General features: G+C 46.9%; 16 protein-coding genes. 13 read left to right on the top strand and 3 right to left on the bottom strand.

Features of this window, described 5'->3' with window-relative positions; all coding sequences use genetic code 11:
• The first annotated feature begins 15 nt into the window (after positions 1-15).
• Positions 16-582 carry a 16S rRNA (guanine(966)-N(2))-methyltransferase RsmD gene (rsmD, locus tag H2R00_RS07015; protein WP_154997835.1) on the top strand — a complete coding sequence of 189 codons (567 nt, stop codon included), beginning with the start codon at positions 16-18 and terminating at the stop codon, positions 580-582.
• Positions 575-1069 carry a pantetheine-phosphate adenylyltransferase gene (gene coaD, locus H2R00_RS07010; RefSeq protein WP_003181508.1) on the top strand — a complete coding sequence of 165 codons (495 nt, stop codon included), beginning with the start codon at positions 575-577 and terminating at the stop codon, positions 1067-1069. The genes rsmD and coaD overlap by 8 nt, the downstream gene beginning before the upstream one ends.
• An 8-nt stretch (positions 1070-1077) precedes the next feature.
• Here coaD and ylbJ read toward each other — a convergent pair whose 3' ends face one another.
• Positions 1078-2298, bottom strand: coding sequence for a sporulation integral membrane protein YlbJ (gene ylbJ, locus H2R00_RS07005; protein WP_182070729.1), 1221 nt, complete (start codon positions 2296-2298; stop codon positions 1078-1080).
• Between the two features lie 324 nt (positions 2299-2622).
• Between ylbJ and H2R00_RS07000 the strand changes: the two genes are divergently transcribed.
• Positions 2623-3645 (top strand): SepM family pheromone-processing serine protease, encoded by a 1023-nt coding sequence (locus H2R00_RS07000; protein WP_154997831.1) that lies wholly within the window; start codon positions 2623-2625, stop codon positions 3643-3645.
• Between the two features lie 19 nt (positions 3646-3664).
• Here H2R00_RS07000 and H2R00_RS06995 read toward each other — a convergent pair whose 3' ends face one another.
• Complete coding sequence (locus H2R00_RS06995) at positions 3665-4915, bottom strand: nucleotidyltransferase (protein ID WP_154997829.1); 1251 nt, start codon at positions 4913-4915, stop codon at positions 3665-3667.
• Between the two features lie 217 nt (positions 4916-5132).
• On the opposite strand from H2R00_RS06995, the gene H2R00_RS06990 reads away from it, so the two are divergent.
• The 3 genes from H2R00_RS06990 (at position 5133) to gerR (ending at position 6606) form a co-directional block, all read left to right on the top strand.
• Positions 5133-5648 carry a YceD family protein gene (locus H2R00_RS06990; protein WP_043927555.1) on the top strand — a complete coding sequence of 172 codons (516 nt, stop codon included), beginning with the start codon at positions 5133-5135 and terminating at the stop codon, positions 5646-5648.
• 23 nt (positions 5649-5671) lie between these two features.
• Positions 5672-5845, top strand: a complete 174-nt coding sequence (gene rpmF, locus H2R00_RS06985; RefSeq protein ID WP_003181522.1) for a 50S ribosomal protein L32 — start codon at positions 5672-5674, stop codon at positions 5843-5845.
• Positions 5846-6000: 155 nt separating this feature from the next.
• Positions 6001-6606: a sporulation-specific transcriptional regulator GerR gene (gene gerR, locus H2R00_RS06980; protein WP_182070728.1), complete on the top strand. Its 606-nt coding sequence runs from the start codon at positions 6001-6003 to the stop codon at positions 6604-6606.
• A gap of 36 nt (positions 6607-6642) precedes the next feature.
• On the opposite strand, the gene H2R00_RS06975 is transcribed toward gerR, so the two are convergent.
• Complete coding sequence (locus tag H2R00_RS06975; RefSeq protein WP_182070727.1) at positions 6643-7122, bottom strand: N-acetyltransferase; 480 nt, start codon at positions 7120-7122, stop codon at positions 6643-6645.
• Positions 7123-7304: 182 nt separating this feature from the next.
• On the opposite strand from H2R00_RS06975, the gene H2R00_RS06970 reads away from it, so the two are divergent.
• From H2R00_RS06970 to H2R00_RS06940, 7 genes are all read left to right on the top strand, one after another.
• A complete protein-coding gene (locus H2R00_RS06970) occupies positions 7305-8186 on the top strand; it encodes a 2-dehydropantoate 2-reductase (protein WP_154997823.1) in 882 nt (293 codons plus the stop codon).
• An 84-nt stretch (positions 8187-8270) separates the two neighbouring features.
• Entirely contained in the window at positions 8271-9887 is a 1617-nt protein-coding gene (bshC, locus tag H2R00_RS06965) for a bacillithiol biosynthesis cysteine-adding enzyme BshC (protein ID WP_182070726.1), read from the top strand.
• 125 nt (positions 9888-10012) lie between these two features.
• A complete protein-coding gene (gene mraZ, locus H2R00_RS06960) occupies positions 10013-10444 on the top strand; it encodes a division/cell wall cluster transcriptional repressor MraZ (protein ID WP_009328555.1) in 432 nt (143 codons plus the stop codon).
• 65 nt (positions 10445-10509) lie between these two features.
• Positions 10510-11448, top strand: coding sequence for a 16S rRNA (cytosine(1402)-N(4))-methyltransferase RsmH (gene rsmH, locus H2R00_RS06955; protein WP_154997819.1), 939 nt, complete (start codon positions 10510-10512; stop codon positions 11446-11448).
• A 31-nt stretch (positions 11449-11479) separates the two neighbouring features.
• Complete coding sequence (gene ftsL / locus H2R00_RS06950; protein WP_020451295.1) at positions 11480-11833, top strand: cell division protein FtsL; 354 nt, start codon at positions 11480-11482, stop codon at positions 11831-11833.
• 6 nt (positions 11834-11839) lie between these two features.
• On the top strand, positions 11840-13975 hold the full coding sequence (locus H2R00_RS06945; RefSeq protein ID WP_182070725.1) for a penicillin-binding protein: 2136 nt from the start codon (positions 11840-11842) through the stop codon (positions 13973-13975).
• Between the two features lie 143 nt (positions 13976-14118).
• Positions 14119-16053, top strand: coding sequence for a stage V sporulation protein D (locus H2R00_RS06940; protein WP_182070724.1), 1935 nt, complete (start codon positions 14119-14121; stop codon positions 16051-16053).
• Positions 16054-16088: the final 35 nt, after the last annotated feature.

Raw genomic sequence — 16088 nt, 5'->3', positions numbered from 1 at the left:
AAAAGTGGTGGAAGTATGAGAGTGATTTCTGGGACGTATAAGGGACGTGTCTTAAAAGCGGTTCCCGGCACGTCGACAAGGCCGACGACCGATAAAGTAAAGGAATCCATCTTTAATATGGTCGGCCCGTATTTTGAAGGCGGCACCGGCCTTGATCTGTACGCGGGAAGCGGCGGATTGGGCATTGAAGCGCTGTCGCGGGGGTTTGACCGCTTCATTTTTGTCGACCGTGATTTTAAAGCGATTCAAACCGTAAAAGGGAATTTGAAAACGCTGGGTTTGGAAAAACGAGCCGAGGTCTACAGGAATGACGCGGAACGGGCCCTGCATGCACTGGTGAGAAGGGGCGCAAGCTTTGATGCCGTCTTTTTGGACCCGCCATATCGAGAGCAAAAGCTGGAAGCGCTTTTATCGATGATTGATGAAGCGGATATGCTGACTGACAGAGGGTTTATTGTGGCTGAGCATGCCAAGGAAGTCATGCTGCCGGATGCGGTGGGCGGACTTCAGCTTGCCCGGCAGGAAATATACGGCTTAACAGGCGTGACCATATACAGAAAGAGAGGGAATGGGGATGGCTAGCATTGCCGTTTGTCCCGGAAGTTTTGATCCGGTGACTTTTGGACATTTGGATATCATCAGGCGCGGGGCGAAAGTGTTTGACAAAGTGTATGTATGCGTCTTGAACAATTCTTCGAAAAAGCCGCTGTTTACGGTGGAAGAACGCTGTGGGCTGCTTCGTGAAGTGACGCAGGATATCCCGAATGTGCAAGTGGAATCTTTTCAGGGGCTTTTGATTGATTATGCAAAGAGCAAGCAGGCGAACGTCATCCTGCGGGGGCTTAGAGCGGTATCTGACTTTGAATACGAGATGCAGGGAACTTCGATGAACAAAGTGCTTGATGAAAATATTGAAACGTTTTTTATGATGACGAATAACCAATACTCATTCCTCAGTTCAAGCATTGTCAAAGAAGTGGCAAAATATAAAGGTTCAGTCGCAGAACTCGTGCCGGAAGCGGTCGAGGCTGCACTTGAAAAAAAGTTCGCAAAAAATGAGCGGCCGTAACCGGCTGCTCATTTTTTAGCAGGAGCGTAGGTTTTGGCATAAAGAATGATGTAGATGAGAAGGGTGCCGATCGTAAGGAGCGGACCGATCTCTGCTAAAGTGTTCCACATCTGCAGAAAGAAAGATTCCGTTTTCCCGGCCGTCAGAAAGGAGAAGGCCGGCTCCGTCGGGGAATAGAACGATGTGTAAAGAGGCTTCCAAAGAATAAGAACAAAGATCGCTGCATAAATTCCCTGGAGGATGCGGGCGATAAAAAACGGCTTAAAGCGAATATCCGTTTCAGCAAGAATGCCTGCAACCTGCGCCTGAACACAGAAGCCGCTGAAACCCAAAATAAAGCTGACGATCACCGCTTGCTGGAGAAGCGCCGCATCCGTTGCGCTGACCAGTTTGCTGCCGAGCGTAATCTCAAACAACCCCGATAATAAAGGTTTATCAAAATCACCGGGGAATTGAAGGGCCGTCAAAATTATTCGTGTGGCGTGCGAAAGAATGTCGGTGATATGCATCACAGAAAGAATGTTATTAAAAACCGAAAAAAGAATAATGAAGCCGCCTACCATTAACAGTGTTTGGACGGAAGAGATGACAGCATCGCTCAAAAGTTTGCCGAGCGGCCGCTTTTCTTCAAGTCTTGCCTGATGGAGCGCTTTTAAGGCTTCTTTAATTGAAGGCACAGGAAGCTTCTTTCGCACGGCGGTGCGGTTTTCTTCTTTTCTTCCGTAAGTACGCATCGTCAGTCCGACTGCGAAATTGCCCAAATAATGGGCCGCCGCAAGCACGACGCCAAGAGAAGGATTATGGAAAAAGCCGACCGCAACGGCTCCGAAAATAAACAGCGGGTTAGATGAGTTGGTGAATGAAGCGAGCCGCTCTGCTTCGACCCGGGAAATCTGCCGCTCCTGTCTCAGCCTTGAAGTCAGTTTTGCGCCGGCCGGGTTTCCCGATGCCATTCCCATCGCGAGCACGAACCCTCCGACGCCGGGGACGCGGAATACAGGTCTCATGAAAGGCTCGAGCAACAGCCCGACAAACCTGACGACACCAAACCCGATCAAGAGCTCTGATAAAATAAAAAAAGGCAAAAGGGAAGGGAATACGACCTCCCACCACATGGCAAGTCCACTTTTAGAAGCGTCAAATGATTCTTGCGGATGGGTAATGACGGCGGCTGTAAAAGAAAGCAGCAAAACGGCAATCATGAGTGTCTTTACCTTTGACATGTCCATTTCTAACCCCCTTTGCGGCTGTGAATACACATTGGAAACAGGATCATGATAAAATAAACGAAAAGCTTGCCCGATTTGTGCGGAAGCCTTCTCCGTGAAACTTCTTTATCATTATACGAAGGCTGGTCCTCATTTTAGACCACCAGATTGCAGATCGGTGATGAAACAAATGAACCGGAAGCTGCTTTATACTCGCGGAAACCCTTCTCCTTGATAAGCATCAATAGAAGGTATTTCATACATCTGTGAATTCATGCAGGCTGAAAATTTGGAGCCGGCCCAAGAGGTGAGCCGGTGAAAATAAAGATGGAGGGTTACATTTTCATGCTGAAAAAAAGAATTATACGCATCGCATTATTGATCGTTATTATCATGGCTGCGCTGTCATTTGTGAAGCTGCCTTATTACATCACCGAACCTGGCGAAGCGACCGAGCTGAACCCTTTAATTAAAGTTGATAACGGCTATTCTGAAAAAGGGAGCTTTTCTTTAATGACAGTTAAAGTCGGCCCTGCCAATCCGCTAACATACATATGGGCAAAAGTGCGACCTTATCACGAAATTCTTCCGGAAGAAAATTTCAAACAAGAAGGCGAATCTGATCAGGAATATATGAAGCGCCAGCTACAAATGATGAGAGATTCCCAAGAGAATGCGATGATCGCCGCTTATAAACGGGCCGGAAAAGAAGTCAGCTACACGTTTAACGGCGTATATGCCATGTCGGTCGTCAGCGGCATGCCTGCAGAAGGAAAAATACAAGTCGGGGACAAAATTAAAAAAGCGGACGGAAAAACGTTCCGGTCAGCGGAGAGCTTCGTCCGCTACATCGAATCAAAAAAAGCCGGAGACCGCGTGAAAATCATAGTTGAACGGGATAAAGAAGAAAAAACATATGAGATGAAGCTGAAAACATTTAAAGAAGATCCGAAGAGAGCTGGGCTCGGCGTATCCCTCATCACAGACCGCAATGTCAAGGTGAAGCCGGAGGTCGATATGGACATCGAAAACATCGGCGGCCCTTCGGCAGGGCTGATGATGTCAATGGAGATCTATAACCAGCTGACAAAAGAAGACGAGACAAAAGGACACCATATTGCGGGAACCGGAACGATCGATGACGAAGGTAAAGTCGGTCCGATCGGCGGCATCAGCCAGAAAATCGTTGCTGCAGACAAGGCGGGAGCCGACATCTTTTTTGCCCCGAACGAAGGCGGAAAAAAAGGATCAAACTATGAAGAAGCGGTCAAAACGGCAAAAGATATTAAAACCGATATGAAAATCGTCCCTGTCGACACGATGGATGATGCGATTCATTATTTGGAAGATAAAGTGAAAAACACCTGATGATGTCCATCAGGTGTTTTTATTTGCGCAAAAATATCCGGCTGTCTTCATCATACCTGATCGGCGAAAGGGAATATTCCTGCTCTGTCAGCATCGTCCGCTCCGGCTCTTTGAGGGGGGCGCTGTATACTTGGCCCGCTTTTATGTCAAGCTGAAGGGAAGGGTGGGAAAAAGATCCCGTCTTTGTAATAAGGGGTACGCTCAAGCTTTTTTTCTTTTCAGCCAAATAGGCCTGCCCTTTTTTTGTCATTCCGAGAAGTCTGATATATGCCGGATGCGTTTCGCTTAACATGTGCTTAACGTCGGCTTTCTTCGTTTTTGTGAGGATGTGGGTGTTCATCCGCTGCAGCCTTGTCCACGTATAGCGCTTCGTTTTCAAAAGCTCCATGTATTCCTTAAAAGAGCCTGCTTTCCGGATCGCTTTTTTGACGCGGTGCTCAAGGCCTTCTTCCACTTCATAAATCCCTTTCAGGTCTTCTGTATCCATAGTATGGAGGCTGTATTTCAAAAAGGGGAAATAATCTTCAGGTGAGTGCCACATACCGAAAGTCCGGGCGTATTCCTCAAGCTCATCGACCGATGATTTTGGAAGGTAAAAGCGGCTGTCCGCAAGGCTTCCCGTTTCAAAGATCGACTTGCGTATGCTTGTGGCGCTTGCGATTCGGTCCGCTTCCGGGAATGCTGAATCGTGATAGCCTGAGGATCGGCGCTTGACGGTTGCGGGCTTCATGCTTAATTGCTTTTGCATGATGGCTTTCACATAATGAAATCCGAGAATGTTGTTCGGCTTTGAAAGGTCAACAATGTTTCTGCTGTCTCCGGTTACAGCCCGGAACGCTTTTGCCATCGCTTGCGGGTAGCTCAGCCCAAATGCTATCTGTTTTTTTGCTTCTTCATTGAGCCCGTCTTCTTGCTCTATCGTGTGTACGGCTGTATTGAGAAACGCCTCAATATCGCCGTGCTCGCTTCCGAAAAACAGAGAAGCACACCCTAATTCATTTAAAATTGAGACGGCGCCTTCAGCAAATGTTTCCGCTTTTTGGACGGCGAATATGTAAGGGAGTTCAACGACGACATCGGCATAAGATGCGAGCGCCATCTTCGTTCGCGCCCACTTTGAGACGATGGCGGGTTCACCGCGCTGCAAAAAGGAGCCGCTCATAACGGCAACCGCCACCTCGCTCCGGGTTTCTGATTTTGCTTCCTTTATATGATATAAATGTCCGTTATGAAATGGGTTGTATTCCACAACAAGGCCGACCGCTTTCATTTTTTCACCTCTCTTGCATCTCTTGAAATAGTTATGATACATTTACACATGGAATGTCCAGACGCCTCGCGAAAACAGCGTTTTTTCTAAGTGTATGAATTGTTCTTCACGATGTCAACGAATGAAAAGCGCAGGCGCATATCTGTAAAGAAAAAATATTGACAAAAAACATGATGAAAGCTATAATCATGTTTGTTGCTCACTTAGAGGTGATACAATGAAATGGACGATACATCAGCTGAATCAAATGCCGAAGAAAGACTTTGAATTTGATGAAACAGTTGATTTAAGCGAACTCTCTCAAAGCTCGGAAATACGCAGCATTTCACCGGTGCGGGTGAAAGGGCGCGCGGAAATCCGCTCAAAGCAGGCTGCATTTGATTTTACCATTTCAGGCGAGATGATCTTGCCTTGCTCAAGAACGCTTGTTGATGTTCGTTATCCATTCAGTATTTCTACAAAAGAACTGTTTATATTTCATAAGACCGAGGAATTGGAAGATGAAGACGTCCATATTGTTGAAGATGACCTCATCGACTTGACTCCGGTCGTGAAAGAAGAAATCCTTCTTGAGATCCCTATGCAAATCTTTTGTGAGTCTGTTCAAAAAGAAGAAGGTGCTCCGCAGGAGGGCAAGGATTGGCAGGTCATTACAGAAGATGACCGGAAAGACCGGATCGATCCGAGACTTGCCGGACTCGGGAAGCTCTTAAAACAAGAAGATGAATCTTAACGCTCTTTAAGGAGGTGGGAATAATGGCTGTACCTTTTAGAAGAACTTCTAAAACGAAAAAAAGACTTCGTCGTACACACTTTAAATTGCAAGTGCCTGGTATGGTAGAATGCCCAAACTGCGGTGAGATGAAACTTTCACACCGCGTCTGCAAAGCATGTGGATCATACAAAGGAAAAGACGTAAAAAGCAACTAATCGTCAACAGTGAAAACACAAGACTTCAGGGTCTTGTGTTTTTTTATACCCGTTTTCCCTTCATCCTTTTATTTCCTGTAAAGAAAATAGTCTATCTACTCTATCAGCCGCATATGTATGAGGTAAATTCATAAAGTCATGGAGGGGGATAACATTTGACGATTACAAGACAGGATGCATGGACACAGGATGAAGATATATTGCTGGCTGAGGTCGTTTTAAGGCACATTCGGGAAGGCGGCACACAGCTTTCAGCCTTTGAAGAAGTGGGCAAGGCTTTAAGCAGAACCGCCGCTGCCTGCGGATTTCGCTGGAATTCCTTTGTCAGAAAGCAATACCAATCAGGCATTGAGCTGGCAAAGAAGCAGCGCAAAGAGCTGCGCAAAAAAATCGGCATCCATTCCGCAAACTTACCTGGATCTGTCAAAACGGTTTCCGGAAACAATGCGGAAAACCTGACGCTCGATGATGTCATTCAATACTTGGAAAAGCTGAAAGAAGCCCCGGTTCAAAAAGACTTTATAGATGAGAAGAAAAAGCTCGCTGAAGAAATCAATGAGCTGAAACAAGAAGTTGAAAAGCTGCGAAGCGAAAATCAATCGCTGAAAAAACGGCTTGAATTGACGGAAGAGGATTATAAAGCCTTGATTGAAATCATGGAGAGAGCCCGAAAAATGGTCGTTCTTCAGGAAGACGAACGAAATAAAAAGGCGAATCTCCAGCCGGAGCCGAATAAAAATCTCGAGAAGCTTGAAAAATAGAAAACCGGCCATCCGCTTTCGGCCGGCTTTTTTCATTTATGCTGATTCAGAACTTTGATTAGGTTCGCTCGCAGGATGCCAAACGAGCGGATTTTCCCCTTTATCCCGGGCCATATCGTATTTAACCGGTGTAAAGCCCATCTTGCTCCAAAAATCGGATGATTTGACGCGCGGGCTTGTGCGAATCGGGAGTCCGAAAGATTTGGCGAACTCCACCAGCATCGTTCCGTAGCCGTTGCGCTGATACCCCGGCAAAACTTCAAGCTTCCAGAGCTCGAGGTAATCTTGGCCTTCTTCAAAGTATTGGTTTGATTTTCCATCCGCTTTATACAGGCTCATTCTTGCGACGAGCCGATCCCCGTAATAGATGCCGTAAAACGGTGAGTTGCTGTCGTTTTCAATCATGTTGCTTTCAAGGTCCTCCAGCATGGAAAGCTCTTGAATCCCGTACTCCCTGAACTTTTTAAATTCTTCAAGCGTTTTGTAGTTGATCAGCAAACGTTCAACTTTGACCATTGTGTTACCCCCTTGTTTGTGGTCTACTTCTATTGTAAACGCTTTTTTCAAAAAATCCAAATGATAAAAATTTTCTAATATAATGAAGCGAAGCGGCTCTGAATATTTGAAACAACTGACAAGTCAACGGCGAAAATTTCTGCTATGATATACAGTATATGAAAAAATCAGGGTGTGAGAATGTGAGAATCGGAGTCATCGGAGGAGGCTCGGTCGGCCTCCTTTTTGCATACTATTTTTCGTTCGGCCACGAAGTGACGGTGATCGCACGGAGAAAGGAACAGGCGGAAGCGATTGAAGAAAAGGGAATCCGCCTTCTTGAAGACGGGAAAGAGATGACCGTGAACGTCAGGGGCAGGACGGAACTTGATCCGGACTGCGACCTTCTTTTTGTTGCCGTAAAGGAGCATCAGCTCGGAGCCGTTTTGTCCGAACTGGAGCAGGCGGCTCCTCTTGATATCATGTTCCTGCAAAATGGAATGGCCCATATTCCCGTGCTTGAAAAATGGCAGACGGGCCATCGCATCTATACGGGATCTGTAGAACACGGAGCTGTCAGGGTGGATGACCGCACATTCCGGCACACGGGAAAAGGGGCCGTGAAATGGAGCGCGTTTCGAAGCCAATCTACCGCCCGGTTGAAAAAAGAGCTCGGTTCGGTGCATGAAGCATTCCCTTTTATTTGGTGTGAAGACTGGTATAAGACCCTCGCCGGAAAATTGATTGTCAATGCGTGCATCAATCCGTTGACGGCTCTTTTGCGGGTGAAAAACGGCGCGCTGCTTGAAGAGCCGATGTATGCGGCCTATATGAAGCTTGTCTTTGAAGAAGCGAGCCGGATTTTGGAACTTGAAGACCGCCAAGCAGCGTGGGACCATGTTCTTTCCGTCTGCCGCCGGACAAAAAACAACACGTCTTCGATGCTTGCCGATGTGCTGGCAGAAAGAAAAACGGAAGCCGATGCGATCATGGGCTATCTGCTGAAGCGTGCAAAAGAGTCAGGGGAGTCTGCCCCGCATCTTACCTTTTTGCATCGCAGCATCAAGGCGCTTGAACACGAATGAAGCTAAATCTTTTGACCGAATCGCGGAACGTGCTATACTCGTTTCGGAAAGCTAACTATTTACTGGAGAAAGGAAGTTCTAAAGATGCAGCTTACTGAACTTTCCATACAAAGTCAAAACCCTTTTGTGCGAGACTATATAAATGGAAAAAAGGAGATGGAGCCGTTTTTTGATTACGGCCTGAGCAATGAAAGTTGGAGTGTCCGTTTGGATGACCTTTCCTCCCGGACGTATGACCGCGATTCTTTAGCCGACTATTTGCTCGACTATCACAGCAAATTTCAATCGGCGAGCATGAATGAAACAATCGAACGCCTTCGCGATCCGAAAAGCGTTGTCGTTGTCGGAGGGCAGCAGGCCGGCCTTTTAACGGGTCCTCTTTACACTATACATAAAATCGTATCAATCCTTGTATTTGCAAAGCAAAAAGAACAAGAGCTGAACGTTCCGGTCATTCCGGTATTCTGGATTGCGGGGGAAGACCACGATCTGGAAGAAATCAATCACGTCCACATTTCTGACGGCGGCAAGGTGAAAAAGCACAAGCTCCCGCAGTCCCACTGGAAAAAAAGCCAGGCGGCAAAAACGGCGCTCGATGTCGAGAAAGCTGAAAAGTGGCTGGACGGGATTTTTGCTTCATTTGAGGAAACGGAGTATACGAAAGATCTACTCGGCCATTTGCGCCGATGTTTAAGGCAGTCTCTTTCCTTCACCGATTTTTTCGAATTGCTTGTTGCCGACATGTTTGCACAAGACGGCCTGATCCTTCTGAATTCCGGCGACCCGGGCATCAGAGCCCTTGAAGCGCGTTTTTTCCGGCAGTTGCTGAACAAAAACGATGAGCTGACCGATTCTGTCAAACGGCAGCAGGAATTCATGAAACAACTGGGCTACACACCGATCATCGAAGGTGCCGCAAAACATGCGAACCTTTTTTATGAGCACGACGGCGAGCGGTTTTTAATCGAAAAAGAAAACGGCGCGTTTTTTATAAAAGAGCTTCATCTTCAGTGGTCTGAAGCAGAGCTTTGTGATTTGATCTGCCAAAAGCCGGAAGTGTTCAGCAATAATGTTGTAACAAGGCCGCTTATGCAGGAATATCTTCTTCCGACATTGGCGTTCATCGCCGGTCCCGGAGAGATCAATTATTGGGGCGAGCTGAAAGGCGCTTTTCAGGTCATGGGCTATAAAATGCCGCCTGTCGTACCGAGGCTCCAGGTTACTTTCCTTGAACGGCACATCGAAAAAAAGCTGGGTGAACGGGGAATCGAACTCCGCGAATCGATTGAAAAGGGAGCGCGCGCTAAAAAAGAGCAGTATTTTGAAGATAAGGTTCCGAGCGGATTTTCCGATTCGGTTAAACAGGCAAAAGAAAAAATCGAAAACGTCCATTCCGCGGTGCGCGCAGAAGCCCTCGAAATCGACGGGAGCCTCGGCCCCCTTTTAGAAAAGAACGCGGGCTTCATTCAAGATCAGCTCGAATTTTTAGAGAAAACGGTCATCAGAAGGATTGAAGAAAAAGAAAACTATATTTTGCGTGATTTTGACAAAATTCAAACAAGCATCAAGCCTTTAGACGCTCCGCAGGAGAGAATTTGGAACATCGTGTATTATTTGAACAAATACGGTCCGAATTTCTTGGAAAAATACAAGGATTTGCCATATTCATTTCAAAACATGCATCAAGTTGTCAAACTTTGAAATAATTTTTTAAAAAACCCTGAGTAGTTCAGGGTTTTTTTTTGTTCTAAAACAGTGTAAAATAAATTTGTGGAGAGAAGTGGTGGATAGTGGTGAGTTGAGGAACGAAAGTGGGGGCCGAGATCATGTTTATGGGTGAATACCAGCATACGATTGATTCAAAAGGCCGCATGATCGTTCCGGCGAAATTCAGAGAAGGCCTCGGCGAGCAGTTCGTTTTGACGCGCGGGCTTGATCAGTGCCTGTTTGGCTACCCGATGTCCGAATGGAAACTCATCGAAGAAAAACTGAAGGCCCTTCCTCTTACGAAGAAAGATGCACGCGCTTTTACCCGCTTTTTTTTCTCCGGAGCCACCGAATGTGAATTGGACAAGCAGGGCCGGATCAACATTGCATCGCCGCTTTTAAATTATGCAAAGCTTGAGAAGGAATGCGTGGTCATCGGAGTTTCAAATCGAATTGAATTGTGGAGTAAAGAGATTTGGGAACAATACGTAGAAGAGCAGGAAGATTCATTTGCCGAAATAGCTGAAAACATGATCGGATTTGATATATAATGAATCTTTGCGCATGCGGCGCTTCTGCAATCAGTTCATTTGAAAAAGGTGGGACTAGTAAAGAAATGTTTCAGCATACAACAGTATTATTAAAAGAAACAGTTGACGGTTTAAATGTAAAAGAAGACGGTACATATGTAGACTGTACATTAGGCGGTGCCGGTCACAGCGAATATTTGCTTTCGCAGCTGTCTGAAAAAGGAAAGCTGGTCGCTTTTGACCAGGATGAAACCGCACTCCGCCATGCGAAGGAAAAACTGGCGGATTATGAAGGACAAGTCGTTTTCATAAAAAGCAATTTTCGGTATTTAAAAGACCGTCTAAACGAAATCGGCATCACGAAAGTGGACGGTGTTTTATTTGATTTAGGCGTCTCATCTCCTCAGCTGGATACACCTGAAAGGGGCTTCAGCTATCATCATGATGCACCTCTTGATATGCGAATGGACCAGTCGGCGGGCCTTTCGGCAAAGGTAGTCGTCAATGAATGGCCTTATGAGGATCTCGTGAAAATCTTCTTTAAATACGGAGAAGAGAAATTCAGCAAGCAAATTGCCAGGAAAATCGAAAAAGCAAGAGAACAATCGCCTATTGAAACAACGGGCCAGCTTGTCGATATCATCAAAGAGGCAATTCCCGCACCGGCAAGAAGAAGCGGCGGGCATCCGGCTAAACGGATTTTTCAGGCGATTCGAATTGCGGTAAACGATGAATTGAGAGTATTTGAAGAAGCGCTTTTGCAGGCGATTGAGGTGCTGAAGCCGGGCGGAAGGGTATCGGTCATCACGTTCCACTCGCTGGAAGACCGGATCTGCAAATCGACATTTAAAGAGATGTCGTCGCCTCCTGAACTGCCTCACGGACTGCCCGTGATCCCCAAGGAGTTTGAACCGAAATTAAAGTTAGTCAACAGAAAGCCGATCACAGCTTCCGAAGAGGAGCTTGAACACAATAACCGTGCGCGCTCAGCGAAGCTGCGCATCGCGGAAAAAGCACGAGAGTGAGCTGTACGAATAAAAAGGAGGTCATCAGTCTATGAGCAATTTGGCTTATAAAGTAGAAAAACAGCAAAGACAGACAAACAGTGCAGAACAATCCGTTATCATCCGGAGAAGAGCATCGATCACGCTGGGAGAAAAAGTACTGATTGTGCTTTTCGCCTTGGCTGTACTCAGCGCTTCACTTTTTATGATTTCAAAGGCTTTTGCCGCGTATCAGACCAATATTGAAATTCAAAAGCTCGAAAAGAAGGTTGAAACGGAAAGCAGTAGAGTTGGTGACCTCGAAAAAGAAGCCGATATGCTGAAAGAGCCTGACCGTATCATGGACATCGCCCGGAAAAAAGGCCTTAAATTGGGAGATAAAAAAGTGAAAGACATACAGGAATGATGTACAATGCCGAAAAAAAATAAATTCATGAACAGAGGAGCGGCAATTCTCAGTATTTGTTTTGCCCTCTTTTTCTTTGTCATCGTAGGACGATTTGCGTTTATTCAAGCGACGGGAAAAGTGAACGGCGAAGTGCTTGCACAGAAGGCGAACGAACAGTATGAGAAAAAGCGGACGATCGAAGCCCACCGGGGATCGATCCTTGACCGGAACGGAAAAGTGCTTGCCGAAGACACTACGACATATAAGCTTGTCGCGATTTTGAGCGAAAAGATGGAGCCTCAATACGTTAAAGACAAGCAGCTGACAGCTGAGAAGCTTGCGCCGATCCTCGGCATGGATGAGGGGAAAGTGCTCGATATTCTCAATAAAAAAGGACCGTTTCAGGTCGAATTCGGATCGGCGGGACGGGATTTGACATACGCCCAAAAAGAGAAAATCGAAAAGCTGAAGCTGCCGGGCATCGTGTTTACCCGCGATACGAAGCGCTACTATCCAAACGGAATCTTTGCTTCCAATCTCATCGGCTATTCGCAGATCAACGAAAAAACAGGTGAAATGCAAGGCATGATGGGCCTTGAAAAAACGCTGAACGATTATTTGAAAGAAACGGACGGATACATGACGTACGATACCGACAGAACGGGCTGGCGTCTGCCGAACAGCAATGAAAAGATCAAAGCGCCTAACAACGGAGACAACGTGTATTTGACGATCGATCAAAAAATCCAGGCGTTTTTGGAAGACAGCATGACGACCGTTCAAAAAGAGTACAAGCCGAAGAAGATCATGGCGGCGGTCGTTGATCCGAAAACGGGCAAAGTGCTCGCGATGGGGCAAAGGCCGAGCTTCAACCCGAACGTGCGCGATGTCACGAACTATTACAACGACCTTGTCTCCTACAGCTTTGAGCCGGGCTCGACGATGAAGATTTTCACATTGGCGGCGGCCATCCAAGAAGGCGTATATAATGGAGGAGAACAATACAAATCTGGATCATATTCGGTTTCTAAAAAAGATAAGCCGATCAAAGACCATAACGGTGGAAACGGCTGGGGTCCGATCACATTTAATGAAGGTGTTGAACGCTCCTCAAATGTCGCGTTTGCGATCCTTGCCAATGATAAACTCGGCACGGACCGCTTCAATCAATATTTGCGGAAGTTCCATTTTTACGACAAAACGGGCATCGACCTGCCTGGGGAAGCGAACAGCAAAATCAATTTTGAATATTTGCGCGATAAAGTATCAACTGCCTTTGGTCAAAGTTCAGCGGTAACGCCGATCCAGCAGCTTCAGGCCGCGACGGCGATCGCCAATAACGGAAAAATGATGAAGCCTTATGTCATCGATCATGTCGTTGATTCTGACAAAAACAAAACGATTTATCAAAATAAACCGGAACAAGTCGGCCAGCCGATCTCTGCCAAAACAGCAAAAGAAGTGCGCGACCTGTTGGGAAAAGTCGTCACATCTGAAAAAGGAACGGGGAAGCCGTACAAGATCGAAGGATTTGATGTCGCCGGAAAAACCGGTACGGCGCAAATTGCCGGAGAAGACGGCAGATATTTGACCGGCCGCGAAAACTACGTGTTCTCCTTCATGGGCATGGCCCCGAAGGACGATCCGCAGCTTCTCGTTTATGTGGCCGTGCAGCAGCCGCAATTAAAGGCTACGGAAACAGGCTCTGCTCCGGTATCAAAAATTTTCAATCCGGTGATGAAAAACAGTCTTCACTATTTAAATATCACACCGAAAGAGACCAAAAAAGAAGAAAAGCAGGAAGAAAAACAGCTGGAAATGCCTGATTTCACCGGCAAACGAGCTAAATCCGCCGAAAAAGAGGCACAAGACAGCAGTCTTGTTCCTGTTACGATCGGCGACGGCTTGGCTGTGAAAGAACAGTACCCGAAAGCAGGCGAAGCCGTCCTGACGAATCAACGGGTCTTCCTGAAGGCCGACGGGAAAATTACACTGCCTGATATGACGGGCTGGTCAAAGCGGGACGCCCTTCGCTTCGGCGCCATGGCAGGCATTCATATCGAAACGAGCGGCCAGGGTTATGTGAACAGTCAAAATGTAAAAGCAGGCAAACAATTAAAAGCAAACTCGGTCGTAAAAGTCAGATTGAAAAACGAATAGATCCCGTCTAAAAGGCTATCGGCTCAGAGTCGATAGCCTTCCGTTTGGGCGCGGCGCCTTGAACATATGAAAAATCGGGCCGTTCTATCAAAACGCTCCAAGGCATAAAATGAAACAAGCCTAAATAAGGAGTGAACGGTCTCTTGCGCGTTTCCAATGTAACGGTCAGAAAACGTTTAATATTCGTTCTGCTTTTTGGTGTGATCATCTTTTTGATTATTGATACAAGGCTAGGATACGTTCAGTTCGTTCTGGGGGATAAACTGACGACTTTAGCAAAAGATTCGTGGAGCCGGAACCTTCCTTTTGAGCCGGAAAGGGGCGAAATATTGGACAGGAACGGCGTTAAGCTGGCGACAAACCAAAGCGCGCCATCGGTTTTGGTTGTTCCGAAGCAGGTTGAAAATCCGATCAAAACGAGCAAACTGCTGGCCAGCGTTTTGAATATGTCGGAAGAAAAAGCGTACAAACATGTCACAAAAAAAACATCGATTGAAAGGATCAATCCCGAGGGCCGGAAAATTTCCCATGAGAAAGCAAAAGAAGTCAGAGATCTCAACTTGAAAGGCGTGTATATTGCAGAAGACTCCGTTCGCCATTATCCCTTCGGCAGCTATTTGTCCCACGTGCTCGGATTCGCGGGCATTGACAACCAAGGTCTGCTCGGCCTCGAAGCCTTTTATGACAAAGAGCTGAAAGGTGAAAAAGGTTATGTGAAATTTTATTCTGACGCAAAAGGCAAGAGGATGCCGGGTGAGGCGGATGACTATACCCCGCCGAAAGACGGGCTTGATATGAAGCTGACGATCGATTCAAAGGTGCAGACGATCATGGAGCGGGAGTTTGATATTGCAGAAGCGAAGTATAATCCGGACGGAATGGTCGGTGTGGCGATGAACCCGAAAAACGGAGAGATATTGGCGATGGTCAGCCGGCCGGACTTTGATCCCGCAAACTACAAATCAATCGATCCTAAAGTCTATAATCGGAACTTGCCTGTATGGAGCACATATGAGCCCGGTTCTACTTTTAAAATTATCACGCTTGCCGCAGCTTTGGAGGAGAACAAAGTCAACCTCCAAAAAGATCACTTCTATGATAAAGGTTCAGTTGAAGTTGACGGTGCAAGACTGAAGTGCTGGAAGCGCGGCGGACACGGCGCACAATCGTTTCTTGAAGTCGTCCAAAATTCGTGCAACCCAGGATTTGTTGAGCTTGGTCAGCGGCTTGGCAAAGAACAACTGTTCAGCTACATTAAAAATTTCGGCTTCGGACAAAAAACCGGAATCGATCTGCAAGGCGAAGGAACGGGAATCTTATTCCCTCTTGACCGCGTCGGTCCTGTAGAGCAGGCGACAACCGCTTTCGGCCAGGGGGTATCGGTGACACCGATCCAGCAGGTCGCAGCTGTTTCTGCAGCTGTCAACGGCGGAACGCTGTATACGCCGTATATTGCCAAAGAGTGGATTGATCCCGTGACAAAACAAACAGTAAAAAAACAGACGCCGATCGCCAAAAGAAAAGTGATTTCTGAAGAGACGTCCAAACAGATCCGTTACGCACTGGAGAGCGTTGTCGCCCAAGGGACGGGGCGGAACGCTTTCGTCGACGGCTACCGGGTGGGTGGCAAAACGGGTACGGCGCAAAAAGTCAAAGACGGGAAATATTTAAAAAACAACCATATCGTTTCATTTATCGGAACGGCTCCTTCAGATGATCCAAGCCTCGTCGTCTACGTCGCCGTCGACAACCCGAAAGGCACGATTCAATTCGGGGGTACGGTTGCAGCGCCGATCGTCGGAAACATCATGAGAGACAGCCTTCCGCAGCTCGGTGTTGAGAAGCGGAAAGATCAGATTGAACGCGAATATCAGTGGCTGGACAAAAAGCTGATCGAGGTCCCGAACCTTATAGGGCTTTCCGTGACAGAGCTTGAACCGTTGCTGATCAACCTCAGGCTGAAAGCTTCCGGAGAAGGCGATGTCGTCGTTCAGCAGTCCCCTAAGCCGGGCGAAAAAGTAAAAGAAGGATCAACCGTTCGCATTTACCTTGACAGCGAAGACGGAGCCTCTGATTAATTCGGATCATGATAAGGAGCGGCAACTGGCTGGAT

The sequence above is a fragment of the Bacillus haynesii genome, from assembly GCF_014042035.1.
GTDB lineage: Bacteria > Bacillota > Bacilli > Bacillales > Bacillaceae > Bacillus > Bacillus haynesii.
Note: the sequence above shows the minus strand (reverse complement) of the source record. Positions and strands in the feature narration are given on the sequence as shown.